Source organism: Streptomyces sp. NPDC005492 (assembly GCF_040605995.1).
Classification (GTDB): Bacteria; Actinomycetota; Actinomycetes; order Streptomycetales; family Streptomycetaceae; genus Streptomyces.
In genome coordinates this window covers 113,982-132,582 of sequence record NZ_JBEXDX010000024.1, presented here as the reverse complement: position 1 = coordinate 132,582, position 18,601 = coordinate 113,982, and the positions used below count along the sequence as shown (strand labels likewise).

Annotated in this window: 16 protein-coding genes; 4 read left to right on the top strand and 12 right to left on the bottom strand. The window is 70.7% G+C overall.

Going from position 1 to position 18,601, the window contains the following annotated elements; translation table 11 throughout:
* Nucleotides 1-74: 74 nt before the first annotated feature.
* From ABZT04_RS28640 to ABZT04_RS28625, 4 genes are all read right to left on the bottom strand, one after another.
* Complete coding sequence (locus tag ABZT04_RS28640; protein WP_356059869.1) at nucleotides 75-767, bottom strand: glycoside hydrolase family 75 protein; 693 nt, start codon at nucleotides 765-767, stop codon at nucleotides 75-77.
* 177 nt (nucleotides 768-944) lie between these two features.
* Entirely contained in the window at nucleotides 945-1,781 is an 837-nt protein-coding gene (locus ABZT04_RS28635) for an aldo/keto reductase (RefSeq protein ID WP_356059868.1), read from the bottom strand.
* Nucleotides 1,782-1,906: 125 nt separating this feature from the next.
* Entirely contained in the window at nucleotides 1,907-3,733 is a 1,827-nt protein-coding gene (locus ABZT04_RS28630) for a long-chain fatty acid--CoA ligase (protein ID WP_356059867.1), read from the bottom strand.
* Between the two features lie 333 nt (nucleotides 3,734-4,066).
* Entirely contained in the window at nucleotides 4,067-4,930 is an 864-nt protein-coding gene (locus tag ABZT04_RS28625; RefSeq protein ID WP_356059866.1) for a LysR substrate-binding domain-containing protein, read from the bottom strand.
* A gap of 169 nt (nucleotides 4,931-5,099) precedes the next feature.
* On the opposite strand from ABZT04_RS28625, the gene ABZT04_RS28620 reads away from it, so the two are divergent.
* Nucleotides 5,100-6,116: a bile acid:sodium symporter family protein gene (locus ABZT04_RS28620; protein ID WP_356059865.1), complete on the top strand. Its 1,017-nt coding sequence runs from the start codon at nucleotides 5,100-5,102 to the stop codon at nucleotides 6,114-6,116.
* On the opposite strand, the gene ABZT04_RS28615 is transcribed toward ABZT04_RS28620, so the two are convergent.
* The 3 genes from ABZT04_RS28615 to ABZT04_RS28605 form a co-directional block, all read right to left on the bottom strand.
* Nucleotides 6,049-7,287 (bottom strand): hypothetical protein, encoded by a 1,239-nt coding sequence (locus ABZT04_RS28615; protein ID WP_356059864.1) that lies wholly within the window; start codon nucleotides 7,285-7,287, stop codon nucleotides 6,049-6,051. The genes ABZT04_RS28620 and ABZT04_RS28615 overlap by 68 nt on opposite strands.
* 10 nt (nucleotides 7,288-7,297) lie before the next feature.
* Nucleotides 7,298-9,169, bottom strand: coding sequence for a sialidase family protein (locus tag ABZT04_RS28610; RefSeq protein ID WP_356059863.1), 1,872 nt, complete (start codon nucleotides 9,167-9,169; stop codon nucleotides 7,298-7,300).
* Nucleotides 9,170-9,343: 174 nt separating this feature from the next.
* On the bottom strand, nucleotides 9,344-10,261 hold the full coding sequence (locus ABZT04_RS28605; RefSeq protein ID WP_356059862.1) for a zinc-binding dehydrogenase: 918 nt from the start codon (nucleotides 10,259-10,261) through the stop codon (nucleotides 9,344-9,346).
* A 95-nt stretch (nucleotides 10,262-10,356) separates the two neighbouring features.
* Here ABZT04_RS28605 and ABZT04_RS28600 point away from each other — a divergent pair, with 95 nt between their 5' ends.
* Both ABZT04_RS28600 and ABZT04_RS28595 read left to right on the top strand, forming a co-directional pair.
* Nucleotides 10,357-10,794, top strand: coding sequence for a MarR family winged helix-turn-helix transcriptional regulator (locus tag ABZT04_RS28600; protein ID WP_356059861.1), 438 nt, complete (start codon nucleotides 10,357-10,359; stop codon nucleotides 10,792-10,794).
* Between the two features lie 19 nt (nucleotides 10,795-10,813).
* Nucleotides 10,814-11,362, top strand: coding sequence for an isochorismatase family protein (locus ABZT04_RS28595; RefSeq protein WP_356059860.1), 549 nt, complete (start codon nucleotides 10,814-10,816; stop codon nucleotides 11,360-11,362).
* Between the two features lie 17 nt (nucleotides 11,363-11,379).
* On the opposite strand, the gene ABZT04_RS28590 is transcribed toward ABZT04_RS28595, so the two are convergent.
* Nucleotides 11,380-12,099: an SDR family oxidoreductase gene (locus ABZT04_RS28590; RefSeq protein WP_356059859.1), complete on the bottom strand. Its 720-nt coding sequence runs from the start codon at nucleotides 12,097-12,099 to the stop codon at nucleotides 11,380-11,382.
* Nucleotides 12,100-12,229: 130 nt separating this feature from the next.
* Between ABZT04_RS28590 and ABZT04_RS28585 the strand changes: the two genes are divergently transcribed.
* Nucleotides 12,230-13,054: a LysR substrate-binding domain-containing protein gene (locus ABZT04_RS28585; RefSeq protein ID WP_356059858.1), complete on the top strand. Its 825-nt coding sequence runs from the start codon at nucleotides 12,230-12,232 to the stop codon at nucleotides 13,052-13,054.
* 72 nt (nucleotides 13,055-13,126) lie between these two features.
* Here the strand turns inward: ABZT04_RS28585 and fdhD are convergent, their stop codons facing one another.
* From fdhD to ABZT04_RS28565, 4 genes are read right to left on the bottom strand one after another with little or no spacing between them, the layout of a single operon-like run.
* Nucleotides 13,127-13,975, bottom strand: coding sequence for a formate dehydrogenase accessory sulfurtransferase FdhD (gene fdhD / locus ABZT04_RS28580; RefSeq protein WP_356059857.1), 849 nt, complete (start codon nucleotides 13,973-13,975; stop codon nucleotides 13,127-13,129).
* Nucleotides 13,976-13,982: 7 nt separating this feature from the next.
* Nucleotides 13,983-14,843 (bottom strand): 2Fe-2S iron-sulfur cluster-binding protein, encoded by an 861-nt coding sequence (locus ABZT04_RS28575; RefSeq protein WP_356059856.1) that lies wholly within the window; start codon nucleotides 14,841-14,843, stop codon nucleotides 13,983-13,985.
* Nucleotides 14,840-16,663 carry an NADH-ubiquinone oxidoreductase-F iron-sulfur binding region domain-containing protein gene (locus tag ABZT04_RS28570; RefSeq protein WP_356059855.1) on the bottom strand — a complete coding sequence of 608 codons (1,824 nt, stop codon included), beginning with the start codon at nucleotides 16,661-16,663 and terminating at the stop codon, nucleotides 14,840-14,842. The genes ABZT04_RS28575 and ABZT04_RS28570 overlap by 4 nt, the downstream gene beginning before the upstream one ends.
* A gap of 5 nt (nucleotides 16,664-16,668) precedes the next feature.
* Nucleotides 16,669-18,594 carry a molybdopterin-dependent oxidoreductase gene (locus ABZT04_RS28565; RefSeq protein ID WP_356059854.1) on the bottom strand — a complete coding sequence of 642 codons (1,926 nt, stop codon included), beginning with the start codon at nucleotides 18,592-18,594 and terminating at the stop codon, nucleotides 16,669-16,671.
* Between the last annotated feature and the right edge of the window lie 7 nt (nucleotides 18,595-18,601).

Genomic DNA, 18,601 nt, shown 5'->3' with positions numbered 1-18,601 from the left:
CGCCCACCTGACGTAGGGGTGTGGCCCGTTGCCGCGACCGGTCGCGGCAACGGGCCCTTCTCCCACTCCTGGGCTCAGTTGTTCTGCAGGAACTGCTTCGCGAGCTGGTCGCCCAGCGATACCGCCGCGCTGTGGCTCTCGATGGGGGACACGGTCGAGTTCTTGAACAGGATGTACGTCACGCCGGAGTCGGCGCCGCCGGTCGCCGGGTCGGGGTCGATGCCGAGGGCCTTTGCGGTGGCGTACGAGGCCTCGCCGATGATGTTCGTGGGGCCGGTGTCGCCGACGACGGCGTACTCGACCTTGTTGTTGTAGATCACGGCGACCACACCGCCGCCCTTGATGCCGTAGCTGGAGTACTTCCAGATGCTGCTGGAGCTGGGCACCACGATGTACGGCAGTGAATCCGCCTTCAGGGGCTGGCCGTCGGACTGGTGGAACGCGGTGTCGTCCTGGTACCAGGGGTCGGCGTTCTCGTTGCAGTTCGAGGTGCGCTGGCCGTCGCAGTCGATGTCCATGTCGGCCTTCCAGAACACGGCGCCGTTCTTGCCGCACACGGGGATGGTGGCCGACGTCTCGTCGTCGGTGCGGTACTTGCCGTTCGATATCTGCGAGCAGGACGTCACCTTGGAGAGCAGGTCGGCCGCGCTGACCGAGCCCTCCTGGGCGGACTTGGGGGTGGCGCCGGAGGCGCTCGCGGGGAGCACTCCGGCGGCGAGCAGCGCGGCACCTGAGGCCGCGGCGAGGGTCAGTGTTCGCATGCGCACTGTGGGGGACCCTTCTGTTAGGAAAGTTTCCTTACCGGGTGCGCAACAAGGTGGCCCCATCGACATGCCCGCGTCAAGGCCCTGGTACGAACCAAGGTGCACGAAGGGCCCGGAGCAGGCGGGCTCCGGGCCCTTCGCGGTGCGTCGGTCGAACGGTTGTCCTGGGGGCCGGTCGGCTCAGGCCTCGTTGAACGTCGAGGGGTCGGGGCCCAGCCGCCGGTCCTCGTTGAGCGCGCTGATCGCCGCGAGGTCCTCGGTGTCCAGGCTGAAGTCGAAGACCTCGATGTTCTCCTTGATCCGCGACGGCGTCACGGACTTGGGGATCACCACATTGCCGAGCTGGATGTGCCAGCGCAGCACGACCTGGGCCGGGGTACGGCCGTGCTTCTGCGCGATGGCGACGATCGCCGGCACCTCCAGCAGACCCCTGCCCGAGCCGAGCGGCGACCAGGCCTCGGTCGCGATGCCCTGCTCCGCGTGGTACTCGCGCGCCGCGCGCTGCTGGAGCTGCGGGTGCAGTTCGATCTGGTCGACCGCAGGGATCACCGACGTCTCAGCGATCAGCCGGGCCAGGTGGTCGGGTTCGAAGTTGGAGACGCCGATGGCGCGCACCCGGCCGTCGGCGTACAGCTTCTCGAACGCCTTGTAGCTGTCGAGGTACTTGTCCCGGGCCGGGGTCGGCCAGTGGATCAGATACAGATCCAGGTACTCCAGGCCGAGCTTCTCCAGCGACACGTCGAAGGCGCGCAGCGTCGAGTCGTACCCGTGGTCGCTGTTCCAGAGCTTGGTGGTGACGAAGAGATCCTCGCGCGGGACGCCGGACGCGGCGATGGCCTTTCCGGTGCCCTCTTCGTTGCCGTAGGCCGCCGCCGTGTCGATGCTGCGGTACCCGGCCTCGATGGCGGTGGCCACCGCCCGCTCCGCCTCGTCGTCCGGCACCTGCCAGACACCGAAGCCCAGTTGGGGCATCTCGACACCGTTGTTGAGGATGATCGGGGGGACCTTGCTGCTCACTGGCTCTCGATCCTTCAGTCGTCGGGTGGTACTCACATCGTCAACGATCACGGGCCGTACCGCATTCCTGACCGTGACATCCGTGCGAGCGCCGGCACCCGACCGCGTACCCCGACTACGGCCGCTCAGGCCCGGTACAGCGCCTCGACCTCGCCCGCGTAGGCGTTCTCGATGGCCTTGCGCTTCAGCTTCAGGGACGGGGTCAGCAGACCGTGTTCCTCGGTGAACGGCTGGGCCAGTATCCGGAAGGTGCGGATCGACTCGGCCTGGGACACCAGGGTGTTGGCGGCGACCACCGCGCGCCGCACCTCGGTCTCCAGATCGGCGTCCCGCACCAGCTCGGCGGGGGTCATCCGGTGCTTGCCGCGCATGGTGAGCCAGTGCTCGACGGCCTCCTGGTCGAGGGTGACCAGGGCGGCGATGTAGGGGCGGTCGTTGCCGACGACGATGCACTGCGAGATCAGCGGATGGTCCCGCACGCGCTCTTCGAGGAGTCCGGGTGCCACGCTCTTGCCGCCGGAGGTCACCAGGATCTCCTTCTTGCGGCCGGTGATGGTGAGATAGCCGTCCTCGTCGAGGGCGCCCAGGTCACCGGTGGCGAGCCAGCCGTCGTGCAGGGTCTCGTCGGTGGCCTTCTCGTTGTTGAGATAGCCCTGGAAGACGTTCTCCCCGTGCAGCCAGATCTCGCCGTCGTCCGCGATGTGCACGGTGACGCCGGGGATGGCCTGGCCGACCGTGCCGTAGCGGGTCCGCTCGGGCGGGTTGGCGGTCGCGGCCGCCGTCGACTCGGTGAGGCCGTAGCCCTCGTAGATCTGCACGCCCGCGCCCGCGAAGAACAGTCCGAGGCGGCGGTCCATGGCCGACCCGCCGGACATGGCGTTGCGGATCCGGCCGCCCATGGCGGCCCGCACCTTGGAGTAGACGAGTTTGTCGAAGAGCTGGTGCTGCATCCGCAGACCGGCGGACGGGCCGGGGCCGATGCCCCAGGCCTTCGCCTCGATCGCGTCCGCGTACCTCACCGCGATGTCCACGGCCTTCTCGAACGGCCCGGCCTTGCCGTCCTTCTCGGCCTTGCGGCGGGCCGCATTGAAGACCTTCTCGAAGATGTACGGCACGGCGAGGATGAACGTCGGCTTGAAGGCGACCAGGTCGGGCAGCAGGGCGGCGGCGTTGAGCTGCGGCTGGTGGCCGAAGCGGACCCCGCCGCGGATCGCCGCGACCTGCACCATCCGCCCGAAGACATGCGCGAGCGGCAGGAACAGCAGCGTCGCCGCCTCGTCGCCCTTCTTCGAGTGGAAGACGGACTCCCAGCGATCGATGACCGTGTCCGCCTCGTACATGAAGTTGCCGTGCGAGATGACACAGCCCTTGGGTCTGCCCGTGGTGCCCGAGGTGTAGATGATCGTCGCGGTCGACTCCGGGGTGACGGCCTGGCGGTGCCGGTGCACCACCTCGTCCTCGATGTGCGCGCCGGCGTCGTACAGCTCCTGCACGGCGCCCGTGTCGAGCTGCCAGAGCTGGTGCAGCGAGGGAAGGCGGTCGATGACGGTGGCGATGGTCATCGCGTGGTCCTCGTGCTCGACCATGGCCGCCGACACCTGCGCGTCGTGCAGCATCCAGAAGCACTGCTCGGCCGACGACGTGGGGTAGACCGGCACCACCTGGGCGCCGATCGTCCACAGCGCGAAGTCGAACAGCGTCCACTCGTAACGGGTACGGGACATGATCGCGACCCGGTCGCCGAAGCGGACGCCCCGGGCGAGCAGGCCCTTGGCGAGGGCGAGGACCTCGTCGCGGAACTCGGCGGCGGTCACGTCCCGCCATTCGTCCAGTTCGTCCTTGCGGCCGAGGGAGACATGGAGGGGGTCGTCCTGGGCACGCTGGAAGACGACGTCGGCCAGACCGCCCACCGGCGGTGCCAACGCCAACGGAGGGTTGTTGAACTCGCGCAAACCCCGCTCCCCGCTCCTGTTGGCACTCCCCACAGCGCGGTGAAAGCTACCCCACCGGACCGACGGGCGGGAGGGGGTGCCAAACCGAGCAGTCCTCACGTCCGCACTGGTCAGCGACGGAAAATGCCCGCACAAGGGGAAGGGTCGGACAGAAATCCTTACGGTTCCGTAGGTTTCGGCCCCGTAATCTCCACTGAATCTGTACGACCCGATTACCCCTGGCGTCCCAGCCCGGCGACATCACCCGGGTGATGTCGTCTCCTCTCCGATCAGCGTCCGCGCGGCGGATTCCGTCACTCGACAGATACGGCGGCTACGGCGGCACCGAAGCCCTCAGCGCCGGTGCAGCCGGTCCCCGCCCGCCAGAATCGCCCCCGCGAGCGCCTCGGCCGCCCCCTGCGCGGAAGCCCGGCGCCGCCCGTGCACCAGTACGAAGTCGACCTCGCCCAGCTCCGGCAGCCCCGCCCGCTCCGGCATCCGCAAAAGCCCCGGCGGAACCATTCCCCGCGAGTGCGCCATCACTCCGAGTCCGGCCCTGGCTGCGGCGATCAGCCCGTTCAGGCTCCCGCTCGTGCAGGCGATCCGCCAGGCCCGCCCCTGCCGCTCCAACGCCTCCATCGCGAGCGCCCGCGTGATCCCCGGCGGCGGATAGACGATCAGCGGCACCGGCCGGTCCGCGTCCAGGCGGAGCCGCTCCGCGCCGATCCACACCAGCTTGTCGTGCCAGACCAGTTCGCCCCGGGGATCCTCGGCCCGCCGCTTCGCGAGCACCAGGTCCAGCTTCCCGGCCGCCAGTTGCTCGTGCAACGTCCCGGACAGCTCCACCGTCAGTTCGAGATCGACCTCGGGATGGTCGTAGCGGAAGCCCTCCAGGATCTCCGGCAGCCGGGTCAGGACGAAGTCCTCGGACGCCCCGAAGCGCAGTCGGCCGCGCAGCCGGGTGCCGGTGAAGAACGCCGACGCCTGCTCCTGCACCTCCAGGATCCGGCGCGCGAAGCCGAGCATCGCCTCGCCGTCCTCCGTCAGCTCCACCGAGTGCGTGTCCCGGGTGAAGAGCTGCCGTCCCGTCGCGTCCTCCAGCCGCCGCACATGCTGGCTCACCGTCGACTGGCGCAGTCCGAGCCGCCGCGCGGCCTGCGTGAAACTCAGGGTCTGGGACACCGCGAGGAAGGTACGCAGGTGGGAGAGGTCGTACACGCACACCACGGTAGCCGCTCATCGCGAAACGTGATGACAGTCAGAGCGGTATGACGGATTCCCGATCAAGGGGCGGAAGAGGAAGATGGGAGGGCACGAGTCCGTGCCGGACGGCGGACGTACAGCGAAGTAGTGGAGCACAGTGAAACGCCTGCGATGGCCGAGTCGGATGCCGATCGACCCCTACATCCTGCTGCTGCTCGGGACGGTGGGCATCGCCGCACTCCTCCCCGCCAGAGGCACGGGCGCCGACGTCGCCTCGGGCGCCTCCACGGCCGCGATCGCCTTCCTCTTCTTCCTCTACGGCGCCCGCCTCTCGACCCGTGAAGCACTCGACGGGCTCAAGCACTGGCGACTGCATACGACCGTCCTGGCCTGCACCTTCGTCGTCTTCCCGCTGCTCGGCCTGGCCGCCCGGGGCCTGGTCCCGGTGCTGCTCACCCACCCCCTCTACCAGGGGCTGCTCTTCCTCACCCTGGTCCCGTCGACCGTCCAGTCGTCGATCGCGTTCACCTCGATCGCGCGCGGCAACGTGCCCGCCGCGATCTGCGCCGGCTCCTTCTCCTCGCTCGCCGGCATCGTCGTCACCCCGCTGCTCGCCGCCGCCCTGCTCGGCGGCAACGCGGGCGGCTTCTCCGCGGACTCCGTCGTCAAGATCGTGCTGCAACTCCTCGTGCCGTTCCTGGCCGGGCAGGTGCTGCGGCGCTGGATCGGCGGCTTCATCACGCGGCACAAGAAGGTCCTCGGCTACGTCGACCGCGGCTCGATCCTCCTCGTCGTCTACACCGCGTTCAGCGAGGGCATGGTCCAGGGCATCTGGCACCAGGTCAGCGCCCTCCGCCTCGCCGCGCTCCTCGCCGTCGAGGCCGTCGTCCTCGCCGTGATGCTCACCCTGACCTGGTACGGCGCCAAGGCGCTGCGCTTCGACCGGGAGGACCGGATCGCCATCCAGTTCGCCGGCTCGAAGAAGTCCCTCGCCTCCGGACTTCCCATGGCCAGCGTCCTGTTCGGCGCCCACGCCTCCCTCGCGGTGCTGCCGCTGATGCTCTTCCACCAGATGCAGTTGATGGTGTGCGCGGTCATCGCCAAGCGCCGCGCCCGCGATCCGCAGCCGGAGGTCAGCGAGACGGCGGCCCCAACCGCAGGGTCACGAACCGCGGTCGGTACAGGGACACGTTCCGGCTGAGGTTCAGCGCGGCCGAAGTGGCCGTCGCGTCCAGCCAGTTGACGTCGTAGCTGAGGACGATCCGCCCGTCGCCGCCCAACTCCGGGTGCGCCTGCGGGTTGTAGGCGGCGACCTGCCCCGGCGGCAGCGGTGGGCTGAAGCTCCTGGCCGGCCCGTGCCACGGCCCGACGGGTGAACAGGCCCAGTACGAGGTCACGGTGGTCAGCCCCCGGCTGCCCGCGGCCATCGTGAACAGGACGTACGCCCCGCCGTCCCGCACCACCGAGAACGCGCTGCCCACCCCCGTGCGCCGCCCGTCCCCGAGCACCGGTCGCGGCCCGGCCCGGGCCGTCCACGCCGAGCCGTCCCAGAACTCCCACGCGCCCGGCTCCCCGAGCCGCCCCCGCGGCACCCGCGCCACATACGCCGAGGAGGTCGGCCGGGCCGCGGCCTGGGCGTCGTTCCCGCCGAAGACATACGTCCAGCCGCCCGCCACGACCGCCGTCGTCCCGAACTGCACCCGCTGCGAAGGATCTTGGACCAGCCACTGGTCGAAGACGTTCACGATCGACTCCACCCGCAGATCCGGCAGCGACAGCGTGGCGACCTCGGTCGCGGTCGGCACGCCGTAGATCCACGGATACGGTCCCGCCGTACGCGTCCACAGCAGCACCCGTACGACGGACTCGGCCGAGCCGGGGGAGCGGGGCTCGACCCGGGCCGCGACCGGCCAACGCCACTCGTTCGGCGCCGGATCGGGGAACAGCGGGGCGGGCAGGGTGAGTTGGGGGCGCCCGTCCCGCATCACGACCGCCGAGTTGCGCACCAGCGGCGCGGTGGTGTCCCGCCAGGCGTACGACTCGCCGACCGGGTTGGGCGGGCCGTGCACCTGGCCGAGATAGGTGTCGGAGAACAGCCACAGCACCCGGCCGTCCGGCAGCCGCACCGAGTGGGTGCCGTCGCCGCCGGTCCAGTCGTCGGCGCGGGTCTCGTCGTCGCCGTACGCGGCAAAGGAGTTGGTGAGCTTGGCGTCGGCGGACCAGGAGCGCACCGTACGGGCCGCGCACGCGCCGCCGCCCTCCCGGGCGTGGTCCTTCGGGAGGGCGGTGAGCAGCACGGCCGCGAGAGCCAGGGTCAGCAGCAGGCCGACCCCGGCTCCCGTCCGCTGTCGTGCTCGTCGGTCCTCGGGCACGCACGGGACGTTAGTGGCTGCCGCTCACATGGTCCATGGGCAGCCACAGCACGGTCCCGGCGGTGGGCGGGTGCTGCGCGGCCAGCTCGTCGTCCGTCAACAGCCGGTCCCAGACGTGGACTTCGTCGATCGACCCGGTCAAGTACTGCATGCTGTCCATGCGTTGGCCGATGTGCACACCGAACGGCGAGTTGCGGCTCACGGAGCCCACGATGTCCGCCGTGCTCACCGTCGTACCGTCCACGGACAGCGTCAACTGCCCGCCGCCGCGCCGCAGGACGGCCCGGTGCCACTGGCCGTCGTTGTAGGCGCCGGCGGCGACGACCGAGGTGGTGCGGACGGCCGTCGCGCCGTCGCGGGTGGTGATCAGTGCCCGGACGTGGTTCCCGGCGGGCTCGCCGCGCAGCCAGACCTGCGGCTGGGTGGTACCGACCCCGCCCATCCACAGGAACGGCTGATCACCCGTCGTCGCGGTGTAGCGGAACCAGAGGGACGCCGTGAAGTCCTTTGTCCCCAGGGGCAGTCGATCGCTGTACGGCAGCCGTACGGCGTCGTCGACCCCGTCGAAGGACAGGGCGCCGCCGGACACACCGTCGGTCTCCTCGGCGCCGCCGAGCACCGCGGCGCGCTTCGCGTGCGGGGCGAGGTCGGCGGTGGTCGGGTCGGGTCCTCGACGCGGTTGCAGCCAGGCCTCGTTGAAGCGGGCGAAGCGGATCTCGTCGGTGGCGGTCACCGCGCCGCCCTCGTAGAGCAGGCCCACGGTGTCGCCGTCGATCCGCGCCATGTCGGAGTAGCCCGACCAGTCCGTCGTCACGACCGTGCCGCGGTCGACGCTGTCCCAGGTGCGGCCACCGTCGTAGGAGGAGCGGATCATCATCGTCCGGCGGCGGTCCGGGTCGGCGTCGCAGGCCAGCAGGATGCGGGCGCCGACGCCGAGCGTCGAGCACTGCACCTGCGGGGCGTACAGGTCGGGCAGGTCGTGGAAGGGCGCGGTGAAGCTGTCGCCGCCGTCGCGGCTGACCGCCTGGGTGCGGTGGCCGAGGTCGGTGCCGTCCTGCTCGCGGCCGCTCACCAGGATCGAACCGTCGGTGCGCTCGGTGAGCGTCACCTCGGACGGTTTCTGCCGCCAGGTCCCGTCGGCCGCGATCGGCCAGGAGTCGGTGGCGCCGATCTTCCAGTGGTCGCCGTCGTCGTCGCTCACGATCAGTGCCGCGTTGTTGGCTGTAACCCGACTCCCATCCCAGGTCTCGGTGTTGACGCCGAAGACGAGCCGGCCCTTGTGCCGTCCGCGCGTCAGCTGGATACCGTGCACGGGGCCGGTGGCGTACCAGGAGTTCCAGTTCGGGGGCAGGATCTCGTCGCTCAGGTCACGCGGCTGCGACCAGGTGAGACCGTCGTCGTCGCTGTACTGCATGTGCGGGGTGCGGTCGCAGGGGACCGAGCAACTGGCGCTGTCCGTACGGCCCGTGTTGTACGTCTCGGCGAGCAGGATGCGACCCGTCCTGCGGTCCACGACGGGGGCGGGGTTGCCGTGCGTGTCACCGCCGCCGTCGCTGACGACCTGCAACGGGCTCCAGGTGCGGCCGTCGTCCGTGGAGCGCTTGACGACGATGTCGATGTCGGCGGCGTCACCGCAGTTGAGGACCCGGCCCTCGGCGAACGCGAGCAGGGTGCCGTCGTTCGTCTTGACGATGGCGGGGATGCGGAAGCAGGCGTAGCCCGGGTCCTGGGAAGCCTTGAAGATGACCTGCTGGTCGAACTCCGGTGCGGGGGAGGTGGTTTGGGCGGTGGCGTGCGCGTGGCTCGGGAGCATGAGCAGCGCGGCCAGGGTGAGTGCGGCGGTGAGGGTGGATCTCAGACGTGCGCGAAGCCTTGACGGCATGGAGCGACCTGCCCTTCATTCGTCTGGACATCCGGACATCCCACGTCCAACGGGCGTGTCACAGACGTTAGTTGCCGCCTCGGGCGCCTCACAAGAAGCGTGCAGCGGCCGTCGTCCCCCAAGTCCGCCGTACCGACACGTCGGTGAGGGATCGTCAGCCTGGCCAGGACTGGCTCAGGGGCGCAGCACCACCTTGCCGAGGTTGCTCCGCGACGCGATCACCTCGTGCGCCTTCGCCGCCTCCGCGAGCCCGAACTCCCCGTGCACCACCGGTTTCAGGGCGCCCCGCGAGAACAACCGCCACAGCTCCTGACGCCACCGCTCGTACATCTCCGGCTTTCCCCGTGCGATCCGCGCCATCTGGAACCCGATCACGGACTTGGCGCCCACCAGAACGTCGTACGCCTGGATCGTCCCGCCACCCGAGCTGTACGCCACGAGCCGCCCACCCGGGACGAGCGCCGCCACGGCCGGAGTGAGCAACTCGCCGCCCACCGCGTCCAGTACGTAGTCGACAGGGTCGCCCGAGCCCAGCCCGTCGTAGGCGATCACCTCGTCGGCGCCCAGGGCGCGCACGAAGTCGCCCTTCGCCGGATCGGAGACCGCGCCCACGACCCGCCCCGCGCCCCGGATCCTCGCCATCTGTACGGCGAGATGTCCGACCCCGCTCGCCGCGCCCGTGATCAGCGCGGCCTCGCCGGGTTCGGGGCGAGCCGCGTCCAGCGCGCCCAGGGCCACCAGCCCACTGCGGACGAGCGCGACGGCCTCGACGGCGGAGGCGTCGTCGGGCACGGGGGAGGCCATGGCCTCGTGGAGGACGGCGAAGTCGGCGTAACCGTGCCCGAAGCACAGCCCCGTCACCCGCTCACCCGCCCGGAAGCGGGCCACGCCCTGTCCTACGGCGACCACTTCGCCCGCGATCTCGCCGCCGAGCGGGACCGGCTCGGCGGCCTCGGTGACCTTGCGGACGACAGGGAGCGTGACCCCGATCGCCTCGGCGCGGACGAGGAGTTCACCGGGACCCGGTTCAGGGACGGGGACCTCCTCCAGGAACAGCGGGCCGCCGGTGGACTCGTACCGGACGCGACGCATCGCACCTCCAGGAACGGTGGGGAGAACCGTTGGGAGGCCCAATGGTATTCACGATATCGTTGGGAAGTCCAATGATTTCTGGGTAGGGTGGACTTATGGCCGAAGCACCCCTCCCCGCGATCCGCTCCCTCCCCAGTTGGCTCCTGGGCCGGGCCGCCGCGCGCGGCCGGGCCCTCGTCGCCGACGCCCTGGCGGCCGAAGGCCTGAAGATGTGGCACCACGTGGTGCTCTCCGCCGTCCGCGACCTCGCCCCCGTCGCCCAGGCCGACCTCGGCCGCGGTGTCGGGCTCGACCCCAAGGACCTGGTCGGCGTCCTCAACGACCTCCAGTCCACCGGCCTCGTCGTACGGGAGCCGGACCCGAAGGACCGCCGTAAGAACGCGGTCTCGCTCACGACGGAGGGCGCACGCTTGCTGAAGCGCTGCGAGAAGGCGGCCCGCGCCGCCAACGAGCAACTCCTCGCCCCGCTGTCGGCGGCCGAACGCGAGCGGTTCATGGACCTGTTGATCCGGATTTCCGGCACGGACGGCTGACGACAGCTAACGTTCCGTCATGACCCCACCGCAGACTCCCGAACCCCGGCTCGCCCTCGACCCCGAGCGCACCGCCCTGGTCCTCGTCGATCTGATGGACCGCATCGTCGCGCTGCCGCTCGAACCGTACATGGGCACCGAAGTCCTCGCCGTGGCAGCGGAGTTGGCCGCCGGCTTCCGCTCCGCCGGCGCCCTCGTCGTCCTGATCCGGGTCGAACGCCCGGGCATCGCCGAACAACCCGCCGGCAGCGGACTCGCGGCCGGACTGGCCCGCGCGGCCGACCTGGAGATCGTGAAGCGGACGATCGGCGGCTTCCAGGGCACCGGACTTGACGACCGCCTGCGCGAACGGGGCGTCACCACGCTGGTGTTCGGCGGGATCGCCACCAACCTCGGGGTGGAGTCCACCGCCCGCGCCGCCGGAGACCTCGGCTACCAACTCGTCTTCGTCGAGGAGGCCATGAGCGCGTTCACCGCCGCCGAGCACCAGGCCTCCGTGAAGCTCGACTTCCCGCGACTGGGCACGGTGGTGAGTGCGGCGGAGGTGCGTTTCACGCCAGGCGGCTGAGGCGTACGGCCGGGCGGTCAGACGAGGACCGTGCCGCCGTCCACGACCACCGTCGAACCGGTGGTGTAGCCGCCGCGCATCAGATACAGATACGCCTCGGCGATGTCCTCCGGCTCGCCGATCCGGCCGACCGGGAGCGACCCGGCGACGGACTCGAACAGCCCGTCCCGGTCCTCGTCGTCCATCTCCCGCCACAACTCGGTACGGACCACACCGGGCGCGACCACATTGACCCGCAGCGGCGCCAGTTCCAGGGCCAGCGCCCGGGTCAGCGACTCCATCGCCCCGCACAGCGCGGAGGCGACGCTCGTGCCGGGCAGGGGCCTGCGTCCGGCGGTCCCCGTGGTCAGGACCACCGAACCGCCCTCCCTGATCGACCCGGCACCGTACTTCACCGCCGTGTACGCACCCCACAGCCGGGTGTCCAGGAAGGCACGGGCCCGCCCGAGATCCGACTCTGCGAGCGACTCCATCAGCAGCGCGTCACCCGCCGTGTACACCAGATGGTCGTAGCCGCCGAGCTCCCCGAAGAAGGCCCGCACCGCGTCCTCGTCGCTCGCGTCGAGCACCCGGCCCTCGGCATCCTCCGGGAGCCGCTTCAGCGCAGCGTCCACGCTTTCCCGCCGCCGTGAGGCGACCACCACCCGGGCGCCCTCCCGCGCGGCCGCCTCCGCGACCGCGAGCCCGATACCCGCCGTTCCGCCGATAACGACGATCCGCTGGCCTCGCAATTCCATGACCTGCCCCTTTCGTGCTGCTGTGACGCGATCCAGCCTGCGGCCGGCGCCGCGGCGCCGTCCAAGACCTCTTTCGACGGTGGCGATACCCTGAAGGCATCGCCGACGCGACACGGAAGGAGCGGCACCCATGGACCTCGACCTGCGGAAGGTCCGCTACTTCGTGGCGGTGGCCGAGCTGCTGCACTTCGGTCGCGCGGCCGAGCGACTGCACATCGCGCAACCGGTGTTGAGCCGTCAGATCCGGGCCCTGGAAAAGGACTTGGACGCCACGCTCTTCGAACGCGACAGCCACGGAGTGACGTTGACGGCGCCCGGCCGTCAACTCCTCGACGACGGACGGGCCCTGCTCGCCTCCGCGAACGCCACACGGCGCAGGGTGCACCGGTCCGCGCGGGGCCCGCACCGCCTCGTCGTCGGCTTCCGGGCGGGCGTCGTGATCACCCACACCCTGCGCGCCTTCGCCGCCGCCCACCCCGACATCGAGGTCAAGGCCCGCCGGGTCGAATGGGACGACCAGGAGCAGTTGATCCTCGACGGCACCGTCGACCTCGCCTATCTGCGCCGCCCCGTCCGCGAACAGGGACTCGCACTGCTCCCCCTGTTCACCGAGACCCGGGTGGCGATGCTCCCCGCCGACCACCGGCTCGCCGGCAAGCAGGACCTCGTGCTCGCCGACCTCGACGACGAGACCTGGCTGCGCTACAACGACCCCGGGCCCGACGACGTGCCGATCCGCAGCATCGAGGAGAAGTTCGAGGTCGTGGCATCCGGAGCGGGCATCACCCTCGTCCCCGCCTCCGTCGCCGAGCAGTACTCCCGCCCCGACATCACCTACGTGCCCGTGACCGACGCCGCACCCGACGAGGTGATCCTCGCCTGGGAGGCGGCCCGCCGCTCACCCCTCATCACGGCGTTCACGCGGGCCGCACAAGGCCTCGGCGGACAGGGCTGAGGCGGGGCCCCGCGGCGCAGGGGGCGCTCCCCGCCGGCCGGGGCCCCGCCGCCGTGCCGCGGGACGGGGACCTCAGCCCTGGGCGGCCGCGGCCCGCAGGGCGATGCGGTCCTCGCCCGCGTACACGTTCAGGTTGGCGCCCCGCAGGAAGCCCACCAGGGTCAGACCTGTCTCCACCGCCAGGTCCACGGCCAGCGACGACGGCGCCGACACCGCGGCCAGCACCGGGATGCCCGCCATCACGGCCTTCTGCGCCAGCTCGAACGAGGCCCGGCCCGACACCAGCAGGATCACCCGGGACAGCGGCAGATCACCGTTCTGCAGGGCGCGGCCGACCAGTTTGTCGACCGCGTTGTGTCGGCCCACGTCCTCCCGTACGTCCAGCAGCTCGCCCTCCTCGCTGAACAGGGCCGCCGCGTGCAGACCCCCGGTCCGGTCGAAGACCCGCTGGGCCGCGCGGAGCCGGTCGGGGAGGCTCGCGAGCAGGGCGGGCTCGACACGGACCGGGGGAGTGTCGGCGATGGGCCAGCGGGCCGTCGTACGGACCGCGTCCAGGCTCGCCTTGCCGCACAGACCGCACGAGGACGTCGTGTACACGTTCCGCTCCAGCGTGATGTCGGGAATCACCACGTCCGGGGAGGTCCGTACGTCCACCACGTTGTACGAGTTCGAGCCGTCGACCGTCGCCCCCGCGCAGTACACGATGTTCTGCAGATCGTATGCAGTCGCCAGTACACCCTCACTGACCAGGAACCCGGCCGCGAGCGCGAAGTCGTCGCCCGGTGTGCGCATGGTGATCGCCAGCGGCTTGCCGTTGAGCCGGATCTCCAGGGGTTCCTCGGCGACCAGCGTGTCCGGGCGGCTGGAGACCGCGCCGTCCCGGATCCGGATCACCTTGCGTCGTTCCGTGACTCGTCCCATGTCCTGATCAGCCCCGGTTCTGTACGTGCTGGTAGCCGAAACGGCCCTTGATGCAGAGGTTGCCGTGGGTCACCGGATTGTCGTGCGGCGAGGTGACCTTCACGATCTCATTGTCCTGCACGTGCAGCGTGAGGTTGCAGCCCACTCCGCAGTACGCGCACACCGTGGTCGTCTCGGTCTGCGCCGACTCGTTCCACGTACCCGCCGCGCGCATGTCGAACTCGGACTTGAACGACAGCGCCCCGGTCGGGCACACCTCGACGCAGTTCCCGCAGTACACGCACGCCGAGTCGGTCAGCGGCGCGTCGTGCTCGACCGCGATCCGCGCGTCGAAACCGCGCCCCACCACGGAGATCGCGAAGGAGTTCTGCCACTGCTCGCCGCACGCGTCGACGCACTTGTAGCAGAGGATGCACTTGTCGTAGTCACGCACATACAGCTCGTTGTCGACCCTCGGCTCCTCGCCGAGCCGGGCCGCGTCCGGGCCGAAACGGTCCGGCTCCGCCCCGTACTCCTCCATCCACTCGGCCGCCTTCGGCGTCGTCGACAGGTCGACCGAGGACGCGAGCAGTTCGAGGACGACCTTGCGGCTGTGCCGGGCCCGCTCGGTGTCCGTCCGCACCTCCATACCGGGCTCGGCCCGGCGGGAGCAGGCGGGCACGAGGGTCCTGGCCCGCTCCACCTCCACGACACACACCCGGCAGGCGTTCTTCGGGGCGAGCGTGTCGCCCTGGCAGAGGGTCGGCACATCCTTCCCGGCGGCCCGGCAGGCGTCCAGGACCGTCGAGCCCTCGGGCGCGCGCACCGGCTCCCCGTCGATCGTGAACTCCAGCATCCGACGCGGAATCCCCAGCGGTATCGCGGTCATTCGTACGCTCCCAGACGGTCTACGGCGGATTCCACGGCGTTCCACGCGGTCTGCCCCAGACCGCAGATCGAGGCGTCCCGCATCGCCCGCCCGACCTCCCGCAACAGGGCGATGTCGTCGGCCGCGGCGGCTCCGGTGCGCTCCACGATGCGGTGCAGCGCCTCCTCCTGCCGTACGGTCCCGACCCGGCACGGCACACACTGCCCGCACGACTCGTCCCGGAAGAACTCGGCGATCCGCAGCAGCAGCCGGGGCAGCGGCACGGTGTCGTCGAACGCCATCACGACCCCCGAACCGAGCGTCGTGCCCGCCGCCCGGGTCCCCTCGAAGGTCAGCGGGATGTCGAGTTCGTCGGGCCGTACGAAACCGCCGGCGGCCCCACCGAGCAGTACTGCCCGCAACCGCCGCCGGACACCGGCTAGTTGCAGCAGTTCGCCGAGCGTCGCCCCGAACGGCAGCTCGTAGACACCCGGCCGGTCGACACTGCCCGACACACAGAACAGCTTGGGGCCGGTCGACCCGCCGGTGCCGATCGCCGCGTACGCGGGTGCGCCCATGGTCAGGATCGGCAGCACGTTGACGAGCGTCTCCACGTTGTTCTCGACCGTCGGCTTCCCGAACAGGCCCTTCTCGACCGGGAAGGGCGGCTTCGAGCGGGGCTCGCCCCGGTAGCCCTCGATCGAGTTGAAGAGGGCGGTCTCCTCACCGCAGATGTACGCGCCCGCGCCGCGCCGGATCTCGATGTCGAACGCATACCCCTGGCCGAGGACGTCCTCGCCGAGGAACCCGCGCGTGCGGGCCTGGTCGACGGCATGCTGCATACGATGTACGGCTCTTGGATACTCGCCGCGCAGATACAGATAGCCCCGGTGGGCGCCCGTCGCGTACCCGGCCACGGTCATCGCCTCGACCAGCGCGTACGGGTCGCCCTCCATGACCACCCGGTCCTTGAAGGTGCCCGGCTCGGATTCGTCGGCGTTGCACACCAGATGGTGCGGACGGTCGGGCTGGGACGCCGTGGCCTGCCACTTGCGGCCGGTGGGGAAGGCGGCGCCACCACGCCCGACCAGTCCGGAGTCGGTCACCTCGCGGATGACCCCGGCCGGACCGAGCTCGAAGGCCCGCCGCAGGGCCGTATAGCCGCCGTGCGCGCGATAGTCGTCCAACGAGGACGGATCGACGACACCGACCCGCCGCAGCAGCGTCAGCGCCGGGTCGCCCGCCTGCGGAACGGCCGCCGCCGCGGCCGGTTCCTCCGGCGCCGAGTCCGGCGCGGTCGCCGCGAGGACGGCGGCCTCGACCGTCGCCGGTGCCGACACCGCCGTACGCACCGGATCGCCGGCCCTCATCGCGAGGGCGGCCGGAGCGCGTTCGCACAGGCCCAGGCAGGGGCTGCGCTCCACGGCGACCCCACTGCCGGGCCCGAGCCGCGACTCGACCCCGGCACACAACTCGCCGGCGCCCGCAGCCGTGCACGCGAGGTCGGTGCACACGTGCAGCACGGTCGAGGGACGCGGCCGCACCGAGAACAGGGCGTAGAAGGTGGCGACCCCGTACGCCTCCGCCGGCGGGACCGTCAGACGCCGGCACAGATAGGCGAGGGCGCCCTCGCTGATCCAGCCGACCCGGTCGTTGACCGCGTGCAACCCCGGCAGCAGCAGATCACGCCGGTCCCGCGCCTCGCGCCCGCCACGCGCCCAGCGCAGATCGGCGTCGGAACGGTCCGCGCCCTCCCACGAGGACTCCGGAGGCCCCAACAGGGCGTCCACGGCGGCCCGTTCCTCGTCCGTCGGCTTGCTGTCGCCGAAGTGCAGGTCCACTTGCGTCACCTCACGTAGGCCGTGACCGGAAGCTTCTCGATGCGGATCGCCGACGCCTTGAACTCCGCCGTCCCCGCGATCGGGCAATTCGCCTCGATCGTCAACTGGTTGGTGTCCACCTCGTCGGGAAAATGCATGGTCATGAAGGCGAGCCCCGGCCGCAATGCCGTGTCCACCCAGACCGGCGCCACCACCGCCCCGCGCCGCGAGGACACCCGCACCTCCTCACCGACCACGACCCCGTACCGCTCGGCGTCCTCCGGACACAGCTCGACGAACTCGCCACGCCGCAGCGGGGACGCGAAACTCCCGCTCTGCACACCGGTGTTGTACGAGTCCAGCCGCCGCCCGGTCGTCAGCCGGATCGGGTACTCCTCGTCCGTCAGGTCGACCGGCGGATCGTGCTGGACCAGCCCGAACGGCGCACGCACACCCCGCCGCCCCGGGTCGCTCTCCCACAACCGGCCGTGCAGATACGTCGGTTCGAGCTCCTCGGTGCTCGGACACGGCCACTGGATGCCCTGCTGCTCCTCCAGGCGTGCGTAGGTCATCCCGTGGTGATCCGGTGACAGCGACCGCAGTTCGTTCCACACGGCCTCGGCGTCGTCGTACTTCCACTCGTGCCCGAGCCGCCGCGCCAGCGCGCAGATGATGTCGATGTCCTCGCGGGCCTCACCGGGCGGGGCGACGGCCCGCCGTACCCGCTGAACACGCCGCTCGCTGTTGGTCGTCGTGCCCTCGGTCTCCGCCCAACCGGCGGTGGCGGGCAGGACCACGTCCGCCAACTCAGCTGTCTTCGTCAGGAAGATGTCCTGGACGACGAGGAAGTCGAGCGCCGACATCCGGCGCACGGCCTGCTCACTGTCCGCCTCCGACTGGGCGGGGTTCTCGCCGATGCAGTAGACCGCCCTGAGCGAGCCCTCCTCCATCGCCTCGAACATCTCGGTGAGGTTCAGTCCGTAGTGCGGCTCGACGACGGTGTCCCAGGCCGACTCGAACTTCGCCCGCGCGTCCGGGTCGAGGATGTCCTGGAAGCCGGGCAGCCGGTTGGGGATCGCGCCCATGTCGCCGCCGCCCTGCACGTTGTTCTGACCGCGCAGGGGCTGCAACCCGCTGGCGTAGCGCCCCACATGGCCGGTCAGCAGCGACAGGTTGATCAACGCGCGCACGTTGTCCGTGCCGTTGTGGTGCTCGGTGATCCCCAGCGTCCAGCACAGTTGGGCCCGCTCCGCGCGGGCGTAGGCGTGCGCCAACTCCCTTATGGCGGCGGCCGGTACGCCCGTCACCTTCTCCGCGAGGGACGGCGTCCACGGCTCGACGAGGGCCCGGTACTCCTCGAAACCGGAGGTCGCCCGCTCGACGAACGCCTCGTTGACCAGCCCCGCGTGGATGATCTCGCGGCCGATCGCGTGCGCCATCGGGATGTCCGTGCCCACATTGAGCCCGAGCCAGCTCTCCGCCCACTCGGCGGTCGACGTACGGCGCGGGTCGACCGCGTACATCCGGGCCCCGTTGTGTATCCCCTTCAGCACGTGCTGGAAGAAGATCGGGTGCGCGAAGCGGGCGTTGGAACCCCACATCACGATGACGTCGGTGTGCTCGATCTCCTCGTACGACGAGGTCCCGCCGCCCGAGCCGAAGGCGGCCGACAGGCCCGCCACGCTCGGGGCGTGACACGTCCGGTTGCAGGAGTCGACGTTGTTGGTGCCCATGACGACCCGGGCGAACTTCTGCGCCACATAGTTCATCTCGTTGGTCGCGCGGGCGCAGGAGAACATGCCGAACGATCCGCGCGCCGCCGCCAGACCCCGGGCGGCCCGGTCCAGGGCCTCGTCCCAAGTGGCCTGCCGGAAGGGCTCGTTGCGGGAGTCGCGGACGAGGGGGTGGGTGAGTCGGGTGTAGGTCTTCGGGGTCCGGTCGCGTTTCCTCATACGACAC